Consider the following 16,864-nt stretch of genomic DNA (forward strand, 5'->3'; position numbering starts at 1 on the left):
TCATTACCGGAGGCCCACGTTGAGCAAGACCCTCGAAGCCACGATCGATATCGCCGCGAGCCCCGAGACCGTCTGGTCGATCGTCTCCGACCTCCAGCGCATGGGCGAATGGAGCCCGCAGTGCAAGAAGATGAAGGTCCTCGGCGGACCGGTCGGAAAAGGCACCAAGACGCTCAACGTCAACCGCAAGGGCCTGCTCGTCTGGCCGACGACGTCCAAGGTCGTCACCTTCGAGCCCAACCGTGAACTCGCTTTTCGCGTCGTCGAGAACAAGACGATCTGGTCCTACACCCTGACGCCCACCGCCACCGGGACGACCGTCGTCGAGAAGCGGGAGGCACCCAGCGGCACATCGGCGGTGTCGTCGTTGCTGGTCAAGCGCATCCTCGGCGGCATCGACGAGTTCGACGTCGAACTCGTGGAGGGCATGAACAAGACCTTGCGTCGCATCAAGGTCGAGAGCGAGAAGCTGGGAAAAAAATAAAACTTCTCAGGAAGGTTTCAGGTTTGTTTCCCTCGGGCATCCGTCGTTTCGACAAGCAAACGACACGAACGGAAAGTGGGGGCAACATATGTTGGGTCTCGGATTCATCGGCTGGATCATCATCGGCGGACTCGCAGGTTGGATCGGCAGCAAGATCATGAAGACGGATGCTCAGATGGGCATCATCCTGAACATCGTCGTCGGCATCATCGGTGGCCTCATCGGTGGATACCTGCTCAAGGTCTTCGGCGTCGACGTCGAAGGTGGCGGCCTGATCTTCAGCTTCATCACCTGCATCCTCGGTGCAGTCATCCTGCTGTTCCTGGTCAAGCTCGTGACTGGTCGCAGCCGCGTCTGATCGACTCGCAGCTCCCGACTGCCGGGGCACCTCACGTACGCTGTGAGGGCCTCGGCAGTCGTGCGTCTACGCCTCGACTGCTCCAGCACCACGACCTGCCGACACCTGTCCGACGAAAAGTTAGAGGAGACCGTGGCACGCCGTCCCGCCCCGATTGGTCAACCGCCCCGTACCGGAGTGGCTCACATCGTCGACTTGGTCCGTGAAACGGTTCCACCGCTACACCCGGCAGGGCTACCGTTCGTCGGTGGTCCGCTCGCCGTCGCAGTGCTCGGCCGCCGCTCGAAGTGGGTTCGCAATGCCGGCCTCGTCGCCGCCGGAGCCTGCGCCACCTTCTTCCGCCACCCGTCACGGGTGCCGCCCAATCGCCCCGGCGTCGTCGTGGCCCCGGCCGACGGTCTCGTCACACTCGTCGATACTGCCGTCCCGCCGGCCGAGCTCGATCTCGGCTCGGAGCCGGTCCCGCGCGTGAGCATCTTCCTCTCGGTCCTGGACGTGCACGTACAGCGCGTCCCTGTCGGCGGCCGAGTGATGGAGGTCGTTCATCGCCGCGGCCAGTTCAAATCCGCCGATCTCGCCGAGGCCAGCGAGGTCAACGAACGCAACAGCATGCACATCAGAACCGACTCCGGTCAGGATGTCGCCGTCGTGCAGATCGCGGGTCTCATCGCGCGACGCATCATCAACAACGCCAAGGTTGGCGAGACCCTCTCGATCGGCGACACGTACGGCCTGATCCGATTCGGCTCACGGGTCGACACCTACTTCCCCGCGGGCACGACGCTGCTGGTCGAACGCGGCCAACGCGCAGTCGGTGCCGAGACTGTCCTCGCCGAGCTTTCGCAGTAGACACCGACATGATCACCAGACGCGCCAAGCCGCCTGCTGCCATCCGTCTGCTCCCGTCCGTCGTCACGATTCTCGCGCTGTGCTCCGGTCTGTCCGCGGTCAAGTTCGCTCTCGACGGTCAACTCGGCACCGCACTCGCCATGATCGGTGCCGCCGCCATTCTCGACGCGTTGGACGGGCGAATCGCGCGACTGCTCGACGCCACCAGCAAGATCGGTGCCGAACTGGACTCACTGTCCGACGCCATTTCGTTCGGCGTCGCCCCGGCACTGGTCCTGTACGTCACGTTGCTCGAGGGCAGCAGCGGCGGCTGGATCGTCGCACTGGTCTACGCGGTGAGCATCGTACTCAGGCTCGCCCGCTTCAACACCTTGCTCGACGAGGACGACACCCCCGCGTACGCCCGTGAATACTTCACCGGCGTTCCCGCACCCGCTGGGGCACTCATCGCGCTGGCTCCGATCGCCGCGTTCGAGGAATTCGGCGACGGCTGGTGGGCGTCGTTCTACGTCGTCGCCGGGTGGTCGATCGTCACCGCGGCTCTGATCGTCAGCCGCATCCCCACCCTCGCGCTCAAGACGGTCTCGGTGCCGCCGCGGCTGGCGGCGATCCTGCTGGTTCTGGTGGCTCTGCTCGCCGCCGCACTCATCACCTTCCCGCTCGTTCTACTCATGGGATTGGTGCTGGCCTACCTGGTGCACATCCCGTTCGCAGTGCGCTCGCAGCGCTGGACGGCCGCGCGCCCGTACACATGGGACGCCAAGCCGGCCGAGCGCCGCGCCGAGCGCCGGGCCATCCGACGCGCTCCGGGTAACAATCGGCGGTCGCAGGCACGCCTGGGACTGCGTCGACCACGTAGCTGAAAACCCCATTAGGTTGGACGTGTGACCGCATCCCGAACTCCCGAGCTCGTTCTCACCGCCCGACTGAACACCTCGGCGGCCGATGCCAGGCGCGGCGTTGTGCGCCTACATCCAGAAGTTCTCGCAGCCCTTGGCCTGCGGGAGTGGGATGCGTTGTCGCTCATCGGCTCTCGGCGCACTGCGGCCGTCGTCGCTGCGGCTCCCGAGGGTTCGCCGCAGGGCACCGCACTGCTGGACGACGTCACCCTCTCCAATGCCGGCCTGCGCGAAAATGCCACTGTCGCAGTCGCACCCGTCACCGTCTACGGTGCCAAGACCGTCACGGTGACCGGCTCCGCGCTCGCCACCGGTTCCATCTCCGACGCCACCCTGCGACAAGCGTTGCTCGGCAAGGTACTGACGGTGGGCGACACGGTATCTCTGCTCCCCCGCGATCTGGGCCCCGGTACGTCGACGAGTTCGGCGACGCAAGCACTGTCCAGGACGTTCGGGGTTGCCTGGACCACCGAACTGTTGACGGTCTCCGCCGTCGACCCGTCGGGTGGGCCGGTGAGTGTTCAGCCGAACTCGGCGGTGAGTTGGGGTACCGGCACCGTAACTGCCTCGGGCACAGCACCATCCGTGTCGGTACGCACACCGAGCGCTGCTCCCCCACGGGTGAGCGCGGCTGACCTGGTGGGCGTGAATGCACAGTCGGCCAAGCTGACCGAGTGGCTGCGGTTGGCCTTGGACGAATCGGAACTGCTGGCCACACTCGGCGCATCGCCGCATCTGGGAGTGCTGATCACCGGGCCGGGCGGGGTGGGCAAGGCCACGCTCGCCCGCGCGGTGATCGGTGAGCGAGCCTGCGTCGTACTGGACGGTCCGTCGATCGGCGCACTCGGGGCGTCCGCTCGCGTCGAGCGGGTCACCGCGGCGGTGGACGAACTGGCCGGCTCCGGGGTTCTGATGATCACCGACGTCGACGCCCTGTTGCCCTCCGATCCCGAACCGGCGTCGACCTTCGTGCTCGACGTACTCCGCCGGGCCGTCGACACTCCTGGTCTGGCGCTCATCGCAACGACCGCGCATCCCGAGGCCACCGACGCACGACTCCGAGGGCAGGACCTGTGCGATCGCGAGCTCACGCTCACCCTGCCCGACGCCGCCGGCCGCAAAGGACTGCTCGAACACCTACTGAAGAAGGTGCCGCAGGACAACGTGGATCTTGTCGAGATCGCGTCACGAACACCGGGTTTCGTGGTTGCAGACCTCGCTGCACTGACGCGTGAGGCGGCATTGCGTGCCGCAGCCCGCGCATCGGAGAACTCGGCCGCGGCCTCGTTGACCCAGGACGATCTGGTGGGCGCTCTACAGGTGATCCGCCCGCTGTCCCGTTCGGGCAGTGAGGAGCTTGCGATCGGCAGCCTGTCTCTCGAGGACGTCGGCGACATGGTGGAGACCAAGCAGGCACTCACCGAGGCGGTGCTGTGGCCATTGCGACATCCGGATTCGTTCGCGCGCTTGGGCATCGAACCGCCGCGCGGAGTGCTGCTGTACGGCCCACCCGGATGCGGCAAGACGTTTCTGGTGCGAGCACTGGCCAGTTCCGGGCAGCTGAGCGTGCACTCGGTCAAGGGCGCAGAGCTGATGGACAAGTGGGTCGGCTCCTCGGAAAAGGCTGTGCGAGAGCTCTTTCAGCGTGCCCGCGATTCTGCGCCGTCGCTGATCTTTCTCGACGAGGTGGATGCGCTCGTGCCCCGGCGCGGGCAGAGCTCGGATTCGGGCGTCGGCGATCGGGTCGTGGCAGCGCTGCTGACCGAGCTCGACGGCGTCGAACCGTTGCGCGACGTGGTGGTGCTGGGAGCAACCAACCGGCCCGATCTGATCGACCCGGCTCTGCTGCGGCCCGGCCGACTCGAGCGTCTGGTGTTCGTGCCGCCGCCGGATTCCGACGCAAGGGTGGCCATTCTGAAGGCGTCGGGCAAATCCATTCCGCTCGCCGAGGACGTGGACCTGGACGCACTCGCCCGCGATCTCGACGGCTACTCCGCCGCCGATTGCGCTGCCCTGCTGCGCGAGGCCGCTTTGACGGCGATGCGTCGGTCGATGGATGCCGCGGCCGTCACCGCCGCCGATGTCGCCACCGCTCGGGCGACGGTCAAGCCGTCACTCGATCCCGAGCAGGTGGCGCATCTGCGGGCCTACGGGAGTGCCTAGCGGCAGTGGTGCGGTTAAGTGCCCTCCAGGGCGCTCAACCGCACCACTGCGGCGGAGCCGCACTCACTTCCAGCGAGCGAGGACCTCTTCGGCGCGCTTGGCGAGCACCATCTGGAAGATCGGCCCGAAGCTGATGCGACCGACACCGAGGGATGCGAAGTGCGAGAGATCGCCCTCGGCAGGGTTGGCGATGGCATTGATCGGCAGCGGGAGTTCCTCGGCCAGACGCTTGTAGTCGGCGTCGTTGTGGAAGCCGACAGGGTAGAGCGAGTCGGCTCCGGCAGCGGCGGCCAGCTTCAGACGGGCGATGGCGCGATCGACGCGATCGTTCTCGTCGCCGATCTCCTTGACGAACAGGTCGGTGCGGGCGTTGATGACCACGTGCACGTCGGTGGCGTCGGATGCCGCGCGCAGTGCTCCGACGAAGTCGGCGTGCTCCTGTGCTTCACGGAGGCGTCCGCCCTCGCTGTGGACGGTGTCCTCGATGTTGAGGCCGACGGCTCCGGCCGAGATGAGGCCGTCGATCAGGCGGTTGGGGTCCTCGCCGTAGCCGGATTCGATGTCGACCGAGAGCGGCGCGTCGACGGCTCCGGAGATCTGCGTGATGCGAGCGAGCAGTTCGTCGAAGGTGATGCCCTCGTTGTCCGGCTTGCCGATGGAGTCCGAGACGGGGTGACTGCCGACGGTCAGCGCAGTGAATCCGGCGGAGACGGCCAGGTTGGCGGACCAGGCGTCCCACACCGTCGGCAACACGACCGGGTTGCCCGGCTTGTGCAGCTCGAGCAGGGTGGTGGCTTTCTGGGACAGGTTCGTCATAAAAGACTCCTTCGCGGTGGCTGTGGAGAACGTACGTTCTCTCGACAACCAACATACGCGCTTCAGTCGATCAAATCGAGGGCTTTCATCCGGTCGAACACCATCAGCGATCCCGGAGCGACGTCGGGCATCGCCGCGTACTCGTCCCGGGTGAAGTACCTGATCTCGGCTATTTCGCTGGTCGGCGAGGGTTCACCGACCAGATCGGCCAGAAAGCACGTGATCTCGAGCGGTGTCCCCGTCGGATGTCCCCAGGCCTCGCACTCGAAGACTCCGAGGAGCCGAGCGCCGATCACTGCTGCGTCCAGTTCTTCCCTGATTTCCCGATGCAATGCCTGCTCTGCAGTCTCACCGGGGTCGATCTTGCCGCCGGCCATGTAGAACGCGGATTTGCCCACCGATCGCGCCTGGATCATGCGACGGTCCCGAACGTAGGCCAACCCGGCCGTCCGAATGAGCCTCTTCTCGTTCACGGGCACAGTTCCTCTTTCCGAGCTACGTCCGATTTGTACCGCTGGGTCCGCCGTCGACCACGCAAAGTAGGATGGAAACAGACAACTTCAGGTGCCACCGTTCGGTGGCCGGTTCGTTATCTCTCAAAGCCATAGGTCGAATTTCACACAGATTTCAAAACCCTACTCATCGCCGCCCTACGACCACCGCGTCGGCCTCGCCGCCGATGCGACCCGAGACGACGGAGTGATTTTTGCTCGCCATTCTTCTTGCGCACACCGCCGCCGCGCTGCTCGCCCCGCTCCTCGTCCGGTGGTGGGGTCGCACTGCCTTCTTCCCGCTCGCACTCGTCCCCCTACTGAGTCTGATCTGGGTGTCCGTCAACTGGAACACCGAACAGAAGCTGAGCATCGAGTGGGTTCCCGGCCTGTCGATGGACATCGATATGCGGTTCGATTCCCTCGCCGCCATCATGTCGTTGCTGGTGCTGGGCATCGGCTCGCTGATTCTGCTGTACTGCGCCCGCTACTTCGAGGACGACGAGCCACGGCTCGGCCTGTTCGCCGCCGAGATGGTCGCGTTCTCCGGTGCCATGTTCGGCCTCATCACCAGCGACAACATGCTGGTGCTCTACATCTTCTGGGAAATCACCACCGTCCTGTCGTTCCTGCTCGTCGGCCACTATGCCGAGCGTGCCTCGAGTAGGCGCGCGGCCACGCAGGCTCTGCTCGTCACCACCGCAGGCGGGCTGGCGATGTTGGTGGGCATCATCGTCCTCGGCCAGGCCGCAGGGACGTACAACCTGTCCGAGGTCGTCACGAATGCGCCCGGCGGCTGGCTGCCCGGCGTGGCGATCGTGCTGATCCTCATCGGCGCGCTGAGCAAATCGGCCATCGTGCCGATGCACTTCTGGCTCCCCGGAGCCATGGCCGCCCCCACACCGGTCAGCGGCTACCTGCACGCCGCGGCCATGGTGAAGGCCGGCATCTACCTGGTGGCGCGCCTCGCACCGGGTTTCGCCGACTCGGGTCCGTGGCGCGCGACCATCATCAGCTTGGGGCTGCTGTCGATGATCCTGGCCGGGTGGCGCGCGCTTCGCGCCTTCGACCTCAAGCTCATCCTGGCGTTCGGCACCGTCAGCCAGCTCGGCTTCTTGATGGTGCTGGTGGGCATCGGCTCCGAAAAGGCCATGCTGGCCGGTCTGACGATGGTGATCGCGCACGCGATGTTCAAGGCAACGCTGTTCATGGTCGTGGGCATCGTCGATCACACCACCGGCACGCGCGACATCCGCAAGCTCGCCCACCTCGGTAAGAAGGCCCCGTGGCTCGCCGCCATCGCAGCGCTCGCTGCCGCCAGCATGGCCGGCTTGCCTCCGATGATCGGTTTCGTCGGCAAAGAGACGGCCCTGTCGGCGGTGATCGGCACTCCGACGCTCGATCCCACGGTCGCCGCCCTCGTCGTCGCCGGCTTGGTGATCGGGTCGATTCTCACCGTCACCTACAGCATCCGATTCGTCTGGGGCGCGTTCGGCCGCAAGCAGCTCAAGCGTCCGAGTCCGTCGGTGAAGAACATGCACGCGCCGTCCGCACTGTTCCTGGCCGCGCCTGCCTTCCTGGCGGTTCTCGGCCTGATCGCGGGATTCGCGTCCTCCATCGTCGACCGCATCGTCAGCCCCTACGCACGCACGCTGCCGTCGTACGGGCAGGAGCCTTACCACCTGGCGCTCTGGCACGGGTTCAACCTGCCGCTGGCGTTGACCGTCGTCGTCGTCACCGGCGGCGTCGGGCTGTTCATCGCACATCGTGTGGTCAACCGACTCAAGTTCGAGCACCCACCGCTCGGCAACGCCGACCGCATCTACGACAACGTGCTCAAGTCCATGGACACCCTGTCCATCCGCCTCACCGGCACCACGCAGCGCGGTTCGCTCCCCCTCACCCAGGGCACCATCCTCCTGACGCTGGTTCTGCTGCCGATCATCGTGTTGCTCGTCGGGCAGAAGCCAGGCCTGGAGTACACCCTGTGGAACACCCCGCTCCAGTTGGTCATCGGAGTGATCATGATCGCGGGCGGCCTCGGCGCAACCGTCATGCGCAACCGTCTGGCCAGCGTCATCCTCGTCGGACTCACCGGGTACGGCTGCGGCGTCATCTTCGCCATCCACGGTGCACCCGACCTCGCCCTGACTCAGTTCCTCGTCGAGACCCTGACCCTCGTGGTCTTCGTGCTGGTGCTGCGCAAGCTACCGGCCGAGGTGGACGATCGAGGCTCGGCCGGATCTCGCGGACCCCGCGCCGCGCTCGCCGTCGCCGTCGGTGCAACGGTCAGTGTGTTGGGCGCATTCGCGATGAACGCCCGCAGCGCAGCTCCGGTCTCACTGCAGTTCCCTGAGGCCGCGTACGCGCTGGGCGACGGCAAGAACATCGTGAACGTGATCCTCGTCGACATCCGAGCCTGGGACACCCTCGGCGAGATCTGTGTTCTGCTCGTTGCCGCAACGGGCGTGGCCAGCCTGGTCTTCCGCAACCGGCGGTTCGGCAGCGCTCCGCGGGTGTCCGACGCCCCCGCATCGAACGCCTCCTCGTCGAACTCGGATGCGAACTACGCGGCGGAAACGACGTGGCTGCTCGGTGGCGACCTGATCGATCCGCGCCATCGTTCGCTGATTCTCGAAGTGACGACGCGGTTGATCTTCCCCACGATCATGGTGCTCTCGATCTACTTCTTCTTCTCCGGTCACAATGCCCCCGGCGGCGGTTTCGCCGGTGGCCTCACGGCCGGCTTGGCGTTGGTGCTGCGGTACCTCGCGGGTGGCCGGTACGAGCTCGGGGAGGCGGTGCCGATCGATGCCGGAAAGATCCTCGGTCTCGGGTTGATCTTCGCGGCAGGCACGGCGGTGGCGTCGATGTTCCTCGGCGCACCTGCACTGTCCTCGGCGACGTTGGAAGTGACGCTGCCGATTCTCGGTGACATCAAGCTGGTCACCGCATTGTTCTTCGACCTCGGTGTGTATCTCATCGTGGTCGGGTTGGTACTCGACGTGCTGCGCAGTCTCGGCGCACGTCTCGACGCACAGGTGGAAATGCAGAGCCAAGGCCGAGTGAGCGCCCCATGACCGCTGATCTCGGAATGCTCGTCATCGTCGGCGTGCTCGTCGCCGCCGGTGTCTACCTGCTACTCGAACGCAGCATCACCAAGATGCTGCTCGGCCTGTTGCTGTTCGGCAACGGCGTCAATCTGCTGCTGCTCACCGTCGGTGGGCCGGCCGGTACGCCGCCCATCGTCGGGCGGGACAACTCCCTGGGCCAGGGCATGGCCGATCCGTTGGCGCAGGCGATGATCCTGACGGCAATCGTCATCACCATGGGCATCGCGGCCTTCGTCCTCGCACTCGCCTATCGATCGTTCACGCTCAACACCAAGGACGACGTCGAGAACGACCCCGAGGACACCAAGGTCTCCAAGCGCCGGTCGATGGCCGAGGCACCCGACCGCGACCGCTCCGACGACCCGGTGACGGGCGAACCGAGCTTCGGCGGCGACGCATTCGACTCGAAGGGCAATCCGATTCCCCTCGAGCAGATCAGGAACCTCGAAGACCTCGAGTGCTACGAGGATCTGCACGACGGCGACTTCGACAACGACGACGACAACCCCCAGCTCCGCGGGCTCGACGGTCTCGACACGGCCGAGAAGGACGACAGCCGCCCCGAGGACCGCAGCACCGACGACACGAAGGGAGACGACAAGTGACGATCTCCCCGGGCGTGATCGATGCCCTTACTCCACTGCCCGTTCTCATTCCGATGCTCGCGGCGGCACTGACGCTGGTGCTGGGTCGACGCCCCCGCGCGCAGCGCTTCATCACCATCGTCGCGCTGACCGCCGTGGTCGCGATCTCGTCGATGATGCTCTACCTCGCCGATCGCGACGGCACCAGCGCACTTCAGGTCGGCGGTTGGGATTCACCGCTCGGCATTTCCCTTGTGGTGGACCGACTTTCGGCGATGATGCTCGTCGTTTCCTCGATCGTGTTGCTCGCGGTCATGGTGTATTCGATCGGTCAGGGCATCCGCGACGGCAGCGACAATCAGCCGGTCTCGATCTTCCTGCCGACCTATCTGGCGCTGACCGCAGGCGTGTGCAACGCCTTCCTGGCCGGCGATCTGTTCAATCTGTTCGTCGGCTTCGAGGTACTGCTGGCGGCCTCGTTCGTGCTCCTGACTCTGGGAGCCAGCGCAGACCGCGTGCGAGCAGGCGTCTCGTACGTGATGGTCTCGATGGTGTCCTCGCTGATCTTCCTGATCGGTATAGCCCTGGTCTACGGCGCCACCGGAACGCTGAATCTGGCACATATCGCGGTGCGGATGGACGACATCCCGTCGGGCACGAGAACTGCGATCTTCGCCGTGCTGCTGGTTGCGTTCGGCATCAAGGCCGCGGTGTTCCCGCTGTCGACGTGGCTACCCGACTCGTACCCCACCGCCCCGGCCCCGGTCACCGCAGTGTTCGCCGGCTTGCTGACGAAAGTCGGTGTGTACGCAATCATTCGCGCACACACCCTGCTGTTCCCCGACGGCTCACTCGACAACGTTCTGATGGTCTGTGGTCTGCTGACGATGCTCGTCGGCATCCTCGGCTCCATCGCGCAGAGCGACATCAAGCGACTGCTCTCGTTCACCCTCGTCAGCCACATCGGATACATGATCTTCGGTGTCGCGCTGTCGACCCAATCGGGATTGTCGGGCTCGATCTACTACGTCGCGCACCACATTCTGGTGCAGACAACACTGTTCCTCGTCGTCGGCCTGATCGAGCGCCAGGCCGGCTCGTCGTCGCTGCGGCGACTCGGTGGGCTGGCTGCGGCCAGCCCCGTGCTGGCGATCGTGTTCCTGGTACCGGCCCTCAATCTCGGTGGCATTCCACCGTTCTCGGGCTTCATCGGCAAGGTCGCGCTGCTGCAGGCCGGTAGCGAACAGGGCAGCGTATTGGCCTGGCTGCTCGTCGCCGGTGGTACCGTCACCAGCCTGTTGACGCTGTACGTGGTGGCGCGTGTCTGGACCAAGGCCTTCTGGCGGGCTCGCGCCGACGCCCCCGAGGGCGATCTGGCGGACAACAGCCCGTCCGCTCTGCTCGACGACTCGTCGGACATTCAGTTCGGTGACCGCGAGGACGTCGGCCGGATGCCTGCCTTCATGTTGATCCCGACGATCGGACTCGTCGTCGTCGGCCTGGCGATGACGGTGTTCGCCGGCCGCATCATCGACATCAGCGACCGCGCCGCAGCGGACCTCCGCGATCGCTCGGTGTACATCGACGCGGTGCGCGGCGCGGAATTCGTCGGCGATCAGGCCTACGAGCAGGCGCGCGCAGACGAGGAGGGCACCCGATGAAGATGAAGATGGACCGCTCGATTCTGCTGCGCCTGTGGACCCTTGCCTGGTTGACGGCGATCTGGGTTCTGTTGTGGGGCAACGTCTCTGCGGCAAACATTCTCGGCGGTATCGCGGTGGGACTGCTGATCATGGTGCTGCTGCCGTTGCCGCGGGTGCCGGTCGAGGGCCGTATCCACGTGTTCTCGCTCGTCAAACTCGCCGTCGTATTCCTCTATTACGCAATGGAATCGAGCGTCAGTGTCGCCTGGTTGGCGATCAGGCCGAAGGCCCCGCCGGTCACCGGAGTGCTGCGCTGCCGCATCGCGATCAAATCCGATCTGGTACTCACCCTGTTCGTCGACGCGATGAACCTGGTGCCCGGCACCATGGTGCTCGAGATCGACCGAACCCGACGCCTGCTGTACGTGCACGTGCTGGACATGGGTACCCAGAAAGCGGTCGACGGCTTCTACGCTTACGTCCGGCATCTGGAGAAGCTGTTCATCGCCGGCTTCGAGCGTGATTCCGACTGGAAGCCGAGCCCCCTGCACTACCAGGAGTACGAGCAGTACCACGGAGTGCTCGGCGACGATCCGGTACCGGCCGATTCGGACGCTCCTCGAGACGACAAGAAGACCGACGACAAGAGGAAGGGGGACTGGTCGTGACCGTCGTACTCGCCGTAGCCGGCGTCCTCCTGATCGCCGCCGCGATCCTGACCGCGTTCCGACTGCTCGACGGCCCCAGCACACTCGACCGACTCGTCGCCATGGACACGATTCTTGCCGTCTCCATGTGCGGCCTCGCGGTGTGGGCCGTCTACAGCCGCGACACCACGCTGGTACCGGCCATCGTCGCGCTGTCGCTGGTCAGCTTCGTCGGATCGGTCAGCATCGCACGCTTCAGAGTGAGGGACGAATGAGCACCGTTGCGCAGGTCATTGCCTCCATCTTCATTCTGTTGGGGGCGCTACTGGCGTTCACCGCCGCCGTGGGCATCGTGCGGTTCCCCGATACGCTCTCGCGGATGCACGCGGCCACCAAGCCGCAGGTGGTCGGTCTGATCATGGTGTTGATCGGCGCGATCATCAGCCTGCGCGGCAACGTCGACATCTGGATGCTCATGCTGGTGGGTATTTTCACCCTGGTGACCGCTCCGGTGATCGCCCACACCGTCGGCCGCGTGGCCTACCGAGAACAACGCGGCCGCGACGGCCTGCTGATCGTCAACGAGATGGAACCGGACGAGTCCGATCGGTAGCCCTGGACGAATCGGCGAAGAACACCGCGTGGAAGCCGAACGCCATGGCTGCCAGTACGCCGAGAACGAGCGGCCCGAACACCTGAGGGTGTGACGCGAACTCGGCGGCCAGGTAGCGGTAGCTCACCAACAGCGCAGCCATCGCGACGCAGCCGTAGACCACCAACGTGATTCGGGCCCGATCCCAGCCACGCTCGGGGTCACGGAGTACGGATTCGAGGGTCAGACACAGCACCGCACCGGCCACCAGATCGACGCCGTAGTGGTAGCCGAATCCGAGAGTCGCGGCGAGCGTACCGAGCAACCACAAGGTGCCGCCGGCCCGCAGCCACCACGGGCCGCGTCGGGAATGGATGAAGATGCTCAACGCCCAGGCGGTATGCAGACTCGGCATGCAGTTACGCGGAGTTTCCGAGTCGAACGGGATCTCGCCGAGCGCCCCCGAGAGCGGCGTGACCTGCGACGGCCACGAATCGAACGCGAACATCGGTCCCACCACCGGGAACAGCAGATAGAACACCGGCCCGACGAGTCCGATGAGCAGAAACGTGCGGAACAGGAAGTGCCTCGGCCAGTCTGCACCCGCGGCCACTCCGCGCAGCTGGTACAGCGCAACGACGATTGCCGCGACGGGCAACTGGATGTAGATCCAATGCAGCGTTCCTTCGGCGACCGGGCCCAGGCGGTCCAGGATGTTGCCGAGCACCCAGGACGGATTCCCCAGCGCATGATCGGCGGCATATGCGTATTCGTCGAGAACGTAAGGCCGGACGATGGTGGTGATGTGCAACCAGGCGTCGCCCGCCTTGGTCGCGAGCAACAACAGCGCTCCCAATGCAACGCCCCGCATCGCCCGAGTCTCACCCCGCCGGGCGACGTAGACCCCGAGCCCGACCAGCACGAGAGACGGGCCGTTGCCGACCGTCAGCGTGGCGTCGAACACGAACCGGACACCGAGCAGCGCAGCATCGATCAGCGCGGCGATGGCCAGGGTGCGCAGGCGGAGCGAGGAGTTCAGACCGACAGTGGCCAGGATCAGGGCCGCCCACGGCAGTGACATCGACTTCGGGGTGCCGAACAGGTCGTTCCACACGCTCGGCAACGGGCCGGGAAAGTTCCAGGTCGTCGCAACGATCTGCAGCAGCACCAGGAACGCGGCAACAAACGCTGCGCCGACGATCAGGGGCCGAACAGAGTTCTCACGTGTCGAATCGACCTCGACGCTTCCGACGTCCCCCTGCACCACGCCGTTGATCGTAAACGGTGAGTGAACACGAAGTTAAATACAAACGGTCACAATTGGAGCTCGGTGACCAACGACTCCACCACGGCTCGCAGATCGCCGCCCGACTGCGCAGCCACCGCACGTTGGCGTTGGTACGACGCCCCGCGCCGGGGAATGTCGGCCACCGCGGCCAACTCGTCGACGCAATTCAACCGCACGGCCGTCGGCGTCAACTTTTCGAGCAGGTCGTGTAAGTCATCGGTGACCAGGCGTTCGTTGCTGCTCGAGTCCAGGATGATCTCGGCGTCGAGGCCGTATCGGGCCGCTCGCCACTTGTTCTCCTGCACATGCCACGGCGGGATGGAGGGCAGTGTCTCCCCCGCTTCGAGCCGCTCGTCGAGGTGGACGATGAGGCAGTGAGTCAACGCGACGAGGGCTGCCAGCTCCCGCTTGCTCGATGCCCCGTCGCACACTCGGACCTCGATGGTTCCCCACTTCGGTGCCGGCCGGATGTCCCAATGCATACCGCCGAGTTGCTCGATGACGCCGGTCTTGAGCTGATCGCGAACGAATCCTTCGAACTGCGACCAGTCCTCGAACTGGAACGGCAGACCGGCCGTCGGCAGCTGCTGGAACATCAGCGCACGATTGCTGGCGTATCCGGTGTCGTTTCCAGCCCAGATCGGCGAGGAGGCAGACAACGCCAACAGGTGCGGATATTGCAAGAGCAGCGAGTTCAGAATGGGAAAGACCTTGTGGGGCGACGAGACTCCCACGTGCACATGCACTCCCCAGATCAGCATCTGCCGACCCCACCACTGGGTGCGCGCGATCAGCTCGTCGTAGCTCGGCGAGCTGGTGAGCTGCTGGGTGGACCATTCGGCAAACGGGTGAGTGCCCGCCGAGAACAGGTCGATTCCCACTGGATCCGCGGCACGGCGCACCAGGTCCAACGAGCCGCCGAGGTCCTCCATGGCCTCACCGACGTTCTCGCACACTCCGGTGACGAGCTCGACGGTGTTGCGCAGCAGTTCCTTCGTCACCCGTGGGGTGTCCCCGGCGAGATCGCGTACGCCGTCCATGACCGCTTCGGCGGAGTTGACCAGGTCTCGCGTGTTCTTGTCGACCAGTGCGATCTCCCACTCGACGCCGAGCGTCGGGCGAGGTGAACTCGCGAAGTCGATCCGGGGAGCGCTCAAACTACTGCAGTACCGCGCATGCAGCCCGAGCACCGGCGTCGCCGGTCATCAGGGTCGTCATGTCGGGCACAGCGGCACCGTCGGGCAGTGTGTACCGCGGCGGAATGTTCGCGAAGTTGTCGGCACCCTCGTGCACGATCACCGAGGTTCCGGCACCGCCCGCGCGCAGATCGTCGAGCGTGATCGTGTCGGTCGTGGTGACGAGTCGCCCGGTGCCGTCCTCACCGACCTGGATGGACGTCAGATCACCGCTGGCCGGATGCTCGGTGCGGCCGTCGACCTGCAGGTGACCGCCCGCAGACAGGAACGCGCCCGGTTCCCCACCTGTGGGTGCAACGGAGTTCGGCTCACAGGCGGCCACGGTGTGAACGTGGAAGCCGTGGAATCCGGGAGTCATGTTCTCGACCTCGGCGGTGACGGTGAGCTTCTCGCCCTCGGCCGCGAACGTCACGGTGCCCACCTCGGCACCGGAAGCGTTGCGGAGAGTGCCCTCGATGGTCTCCTCGGAGCCCGACTCGGACTCGGCCCGCCCATCGCCTGCCGTAGCGGCCGCCGACGGATCGGACTCGCCTGTCCAGACCGGCGGAACGGTGCCGGGGGTATCGGACGCAACCTCGCCGTTGCTGCAGGCAGAGAGACCGAGTGCTGCGATCGCGAGGACCGGCACCGCATAACGCAACGATCGGGTCGCCGCAGTGCGTCGCTTGAACATGTCCATCGGAAATCGCTCCTCTTTCAGGCAGTTTCGCCGGGCTCGGAAATAATAACGTGCCGCCCGATTCGACCGAACCGGGCACGTCGTCGAAGTGGTGAACTCTCGGGTCTCGACAACCTATTGCGTCACGATGACGACGACGCCGACCGTGGATTCGAGTGAGGTCGGCTTGGGCTCGGCCGGAACACCGAGTTCCGTGGCGATCGACTGCGCAGCTTGTTCCTCACCTGCAGCAGTCCCGTAGTACACCGCGGTCTGGGCGAACTGGGCCTCGCTGAAGTTGCCTGTCTCGGCGACGTTCCATCCCCCGGCGGTCAACGTGCTCGCGGTACCGGCCGCGAGGCCGGAGACGTTGGAGTTGTTGAGCACCCGCACTTCGACGTCGGCGGAGGTGCCCGAGGTGGTGGGGGCCGCGGAGCTGGTCGACGCGTCACCTGCCGGCACCTGCGCTGCTGGGGCCTGCATCGTCGGTGTAATCGCAGCCGGGGCGCTCGTCGTCTCGGAAGCGGAGGGCTCGGCGGCCGCCTCGTCGGAATCGGAACCGGTGAGCGAGAGTGCACCGATCGCCGCGAACAGAATCGCGAGCGAGATCAACACCATGGCCAGAGCGCGGAGTGGTGGCCCGGTCTGTTCCGGGTTGGGGCTGCTCACGTACTCGACCCTAGCCGACCGTCGACGGCGGCTCGGAACGCGCCGATAGTCGGACCTGCTCAGACGTCGAAACCGAGCCGACGCGCCGCGCGAGCCTTCTGCCGGCTCGCCCGCAGGCGGCGCAGACGCTTGACCAGCATCGGATCCGCGGCGAGCGATTCCGGCCGATCGACCAATGCGTTCAAAATCTGGTAGTAGCGGGTGGCCGACATGGAGAAGAGTTCCTTGATGGCCTCTTCCTTCGCGCCGGCGTACTTCCACCACTGCCGCTCGAAGGACAGGATGTCGTGCTCTCGTCGACTCAGGCCGTCTGCACCGACCTCGTTCGGATCCTGCGAGCCGTCCGAACTTCCCGGTTGCTGAGCCTGGTTCGAGTCACGCGCTGCTGCGCCGTCCATCCCACTCCTCGACTTC

The 16,864-nt window shown here is 65.5% G+C and carries 18 protein-coding genes; 11 read left to right on the plus strand and 7 right to left on the minus strand.

Annotated features, from left to right (window positions below; all coding sequences use genetic code 11):
- Window positions 1-19 precede the first annotated feature (19 nt).
- The 5 genes from O4220_RS23160 to O4220_RS23180 all read left to right on the plus strand — a co-directional run bounded on the left by O4220_RS23160 (window position 20) and on the right by O4220_RS23180 (window position 4,753).
- Entirely contained in the window at window positions 20-484 is a 465-nt protein-coding gene (locus O4220_RS23160) for an SRPBCC family protein (RefSeq protein ID WP_269607872.1), read from the plus strand.
- Window positions 485-572: 88 nt separating this feature from the next.
- Entirely contained in the window at window positions 573-842 is a 270-nt protein-coding gene (locus tag O4220_RS23165; RefSeq protein ID WP_032393780.1) for a GlsB/YeaQ/YmgE family stress response membrane protein, read from the plus strand.
- A 132-nt stretch (window positions 843-974) separates the two neighbouring features.
- Window positions 975-1,691, plus strand: a complete 717-nt coding sequence (locus tag O4220_RS23170) for a phosphatidylserine decarboxylase (RefSeq protein ID WP_269607875.1) — start codon at window positions 975-977, stop codon at window positions 1,689-1,691.
- Between the two features lie 8 nt (window positions 1,692-1,699).
- Window positions 1,700-2,554: a CDP-diacylglycerol--serine O-phosphatidyltransferase gene (gene pssA, locus O4220_RS23175; RefSeq protein WP_032380268.1), complete on the plus strand. Its 855-nt coding sequence runs from the start codon at window positions 1,700-1,702 to the stop codon at window positions 2,552-2,554.
- Window positions 2,555-2,575: 21 nt separating this feature from the next.
- On the plus strand, window positions 2,576-4,753 hold the full coding sequence (locus tag O4220_RS23180) for an AAA family ATPase (RefSeq protein WP_269607876.1): 2,178 nt from the start codon (window positions 2,576-2,578) through the stop codon (window positions 4,751-4,753).
- A gap of 63 nt (window positions 4,754-4,816) precedes the next feature.
- Here the strand turns inward: O4220_RS23180 and O4220_RS23185 are convergent, their stop codons facing one another.
- Together O4220_RS23185 and O4220_RS23190 are read right to left on the minus strand one after the other, a co-directional pair.
- Entirely contained in the window at window positions 4,817-5,569 is a 753-nt protein-coding gene (locus tag O4220_RS23185) for an isocitrate lyase/PEP mutase family protein (protein WP_269607877.1), read from the minus strand.
- Window positions 5,570-5,631: 62 nt separating this feature from the next.
- Window positions 5,632-5,985 carry an NUDIX hydrolase gene (locus O4220_RS23190; protein ID WP_269607907.1) on the minus strand — a complete coding sequence of 118 codons (354 nt, stop codon included), beginning with the start codon at window positions 5,983-5,985 and terminating at the stop codon, window positions 5,632-5,634.
- A gap of 290 nt (window positions 5,986-6,275) precedes the next feature.
- Between O4220_RS23190 and O4220_RS23195 the strand changes: the two genes are divergently transcribed.
- From O4220_RS23195 to mnhG, 6 genes are read left to right on the plus strand one after another with little or no spacing between them, the layout of a single operon-like run.
- Window positions 6,276-9,140 carry a Na+/H+ antiporter subunit A gene (locus tag O4220_RS23195; protein WP_269607878.1) on the plus strand — a complete coding sequence of 955 codons (2,865 nt, stop codon included), beginning with the start codon at window positions 6,276-6,278 and terminating at the stop codon, window positions 9,138-9,140.
- The gene (locus O4220_RS23200; protein WP_269607879.1) at window positions 9,137-9,778 is read left to right on the plus strand and encodes a Na(+)/H(+) antiporter subunit C; all 642 of its coding nucleotides are present in this window, start codon (window positions 9,137-9,139) and stop codon (window positions 9,776-9,778) included. The genes O4220_RS23195 and O4220_RS23200 overlap by 4 nt, the downstream gene beginning before the upstream one ends.
- Window positions 9,775-11,418, plus strand: coding sequence for a Na+/H+ antiporter subunit D (locus O4220_RS23205; RefSeq protein ID WP_269607881.1), 1,644 nt, complete (start codon window positions 9,775-9,777; stop codon window positions 11,416-11,418). The genes O4220_RS23200 and O4220_RS23205 overlap by 4 nt, the downstream gene beginning before the upstream one ends.
- 8 nt (window positions 11,419-11,426) lie before the next feature.
- Window positions 11,427-12,068 carry a Na+/H+ antiporter subunit E gene (locus O4220_RS23210; protein WP_420030451.1) on the plus strand — a complete coding sequence of 214 codons (642 nt, stop codon included), beginning with the start codon at window positions 11,427-11,429 and terminating at the stop codon, window positions 12,066-12,068.
- A complete protein-coding gene (locus O4220_RS23215; protein ID WP_032380262.1) occupies window positions 12,065-12,322 on the plus strand; it encodes a monovalent cation/H+ antiporter complex subunit F in 258 nt (85 codons plus the stop codon). Before O4220_RS23210 ends, O4220_RS23215 begins: the two co-directional genes overlap by 4 nt.
- Window positions 12,319-12,660 carry a monovalent cation/H(+) antiporter subunit G gene (gene mnhG, locus O4220_RS23220; RefSeq protein ID WP_269607883.1) on the plus strand — a complete coding sequence of 114 codons (342 nt, stop codon included), beginning with the start codon at window positions 12,319-12,321 and terminating at the stop codon, window positions 12,658-12,660. Before O4220_RS23215 ends, mnhG begins: the two co-directional genes overlap by 4 nt.
- On the opposite strand, the gene O4220_RS23225 is transcribed toward mnhG, so the two are convergent.
- The 5 genes from O4220_RS23225 to O4220_RS23245 form a co-directional block, all read right to left on the minus strand.
- The gene (locus O4220_RS23225) at window positions 12,626-13,915 is read right to left on the minus strand and encodes a DUF5933 domain-containing protein (RefSeq protein WP_420030452.1); all 1,290 of its coding nucleotides are present in this window, start codon (window positions 13,913-13,915) and stop codon (window positions 12,626-12,628) included. The genes mnhG and O4220_RS23225 overlap by 35 nt on opposite strands.
- Window positions 13,916-13,953: 38 nt before the next feature.
- Window positions 13,954-15,084, minus strand: coding sequence for a glutamate--cysteine ligase (locus tag O4220_RS23230; RefSeq protein ID WP_269607884.1), 1,131 nt, complete (start codon window positions 15,082-15,084; stop codon window positions 13,954-13,956).
- Window position 15,085: 1 nt separating this feature from the next.
- Complete coding sequence (gene sodC / locus O4220_RS23235) at window positions 15,086-15,802, minus strand: superoxide dismutase[Cu-Zn] (protein WP_269607885.1); 717 nt, start codon at window positions 15,800-15,802, stop codon at window positions 15,086-15,088.
- 114 nt (window positions 15,803-15,916) lie between these two features.
- A complete protein-coding gene (locus O4220_RS23240; RefSeq protein ID WP_269607886.1) occupies window positions 15,917-16,450 on the minus strand; it encodes a LytR C-terminal domain-containing protein in 534 nt (177 codons plus the stop codon).
- Window positions 16,451-16,509: 59 nt separating this feature from the next.
- The gene (locus tag O4220_RS23245) at window positions 16,510-16,848 is read right to left on the minus strand and encodes a DUF3263 domain-containing protein (protein WP_032380761.1); all 339 of its coding nucleotides are present in this window, start codon (window positions 16,846-16,848) and stop codon (window positions 16,510-16,512) included.
- Between the last annotated feature and the right edge of the window lie 16 nt (window positions 16,849-16,864).

The organism is Rhodococcus ruber (assembly GCF_027270735.1).
In the GTDB taxonomy this organism is placed as follows: domain Bacteria; phylum Actinomycetota; class Actinomycetes; order Mycobacteriales; family Mycobacteriaceae; genus Rhodococcoides; species Rhodococcoides rubrum_A.

What these genes read in the sequence shown, in the direction of transcription:
- O4220_RS23165 (WP_032393780.1), top strand. Translation starts at nt 573, where the DNA reads ATGTTGGGTCTCGGATTCATCGGCTGGATCATCATCGGCGGACTCGCA.
- pssA (WP_032380268.1), top strand. Translation starts at nt 1,700, where the DNA reads ATGATCACCAGACGCGCCAAGCCGCCTGCTGCCATCCGTCTGCTCCCG.
- O4220_RS23185 (WP_269607877.1), bottom strand. Translation starts at nt 5,569, where the DNA reads ATGACGAACCTGTCCCAGAAAGCCACCACCCTGCTCGAGCTGCACAAG.
- O4220_RS23190 (WP_269607907.1), bottom strand. Translation starts at nt 5,985, where the DNA reads ATGATCCAGGCGCGATCGGTGGGCAAATCCGCGTTCTACATGGCCGGC.
- O4220_RS23200 (WP_269607879.1), top strand. Translation starts at nt 9,137, where the DNA reads ATGACCGCTGATCTCGGAATGCTCGTCATCGTCGGCGTGCTCGTCGCC.
- O4220_RS23210 (WP_420030451.1), top strand. Translation starts at nt 11,427, where the DNA reads ATGGACCGCTCGATTCTGCTGCGCCTGTGGACCCTTGCCTGGTTGACG.
- mnhG (WP_269607883.1), top strand. Translation starts at nt 12,319, where the DNA reads ATGAGCACCGTTGCGCAGGTCATTGCCTCCATCTTCATTCTGTTGGGG.
- sodC (WP_269607885.1), bottom strand. Translation starts at nt 15,802, where the DNA reads ATGGACATGTTCAAGCGACGCACTGCGGCGACCCGATCGTTGCGTTAT.
- O4220_RS23245 (WP_032380761.1), bottom strand. Translation starts at nt 16,848, where the DNA reads ATGGACGGCGCAGCAGCGCGTGACTCGAACCAGGCTCAGCAACCGGGA.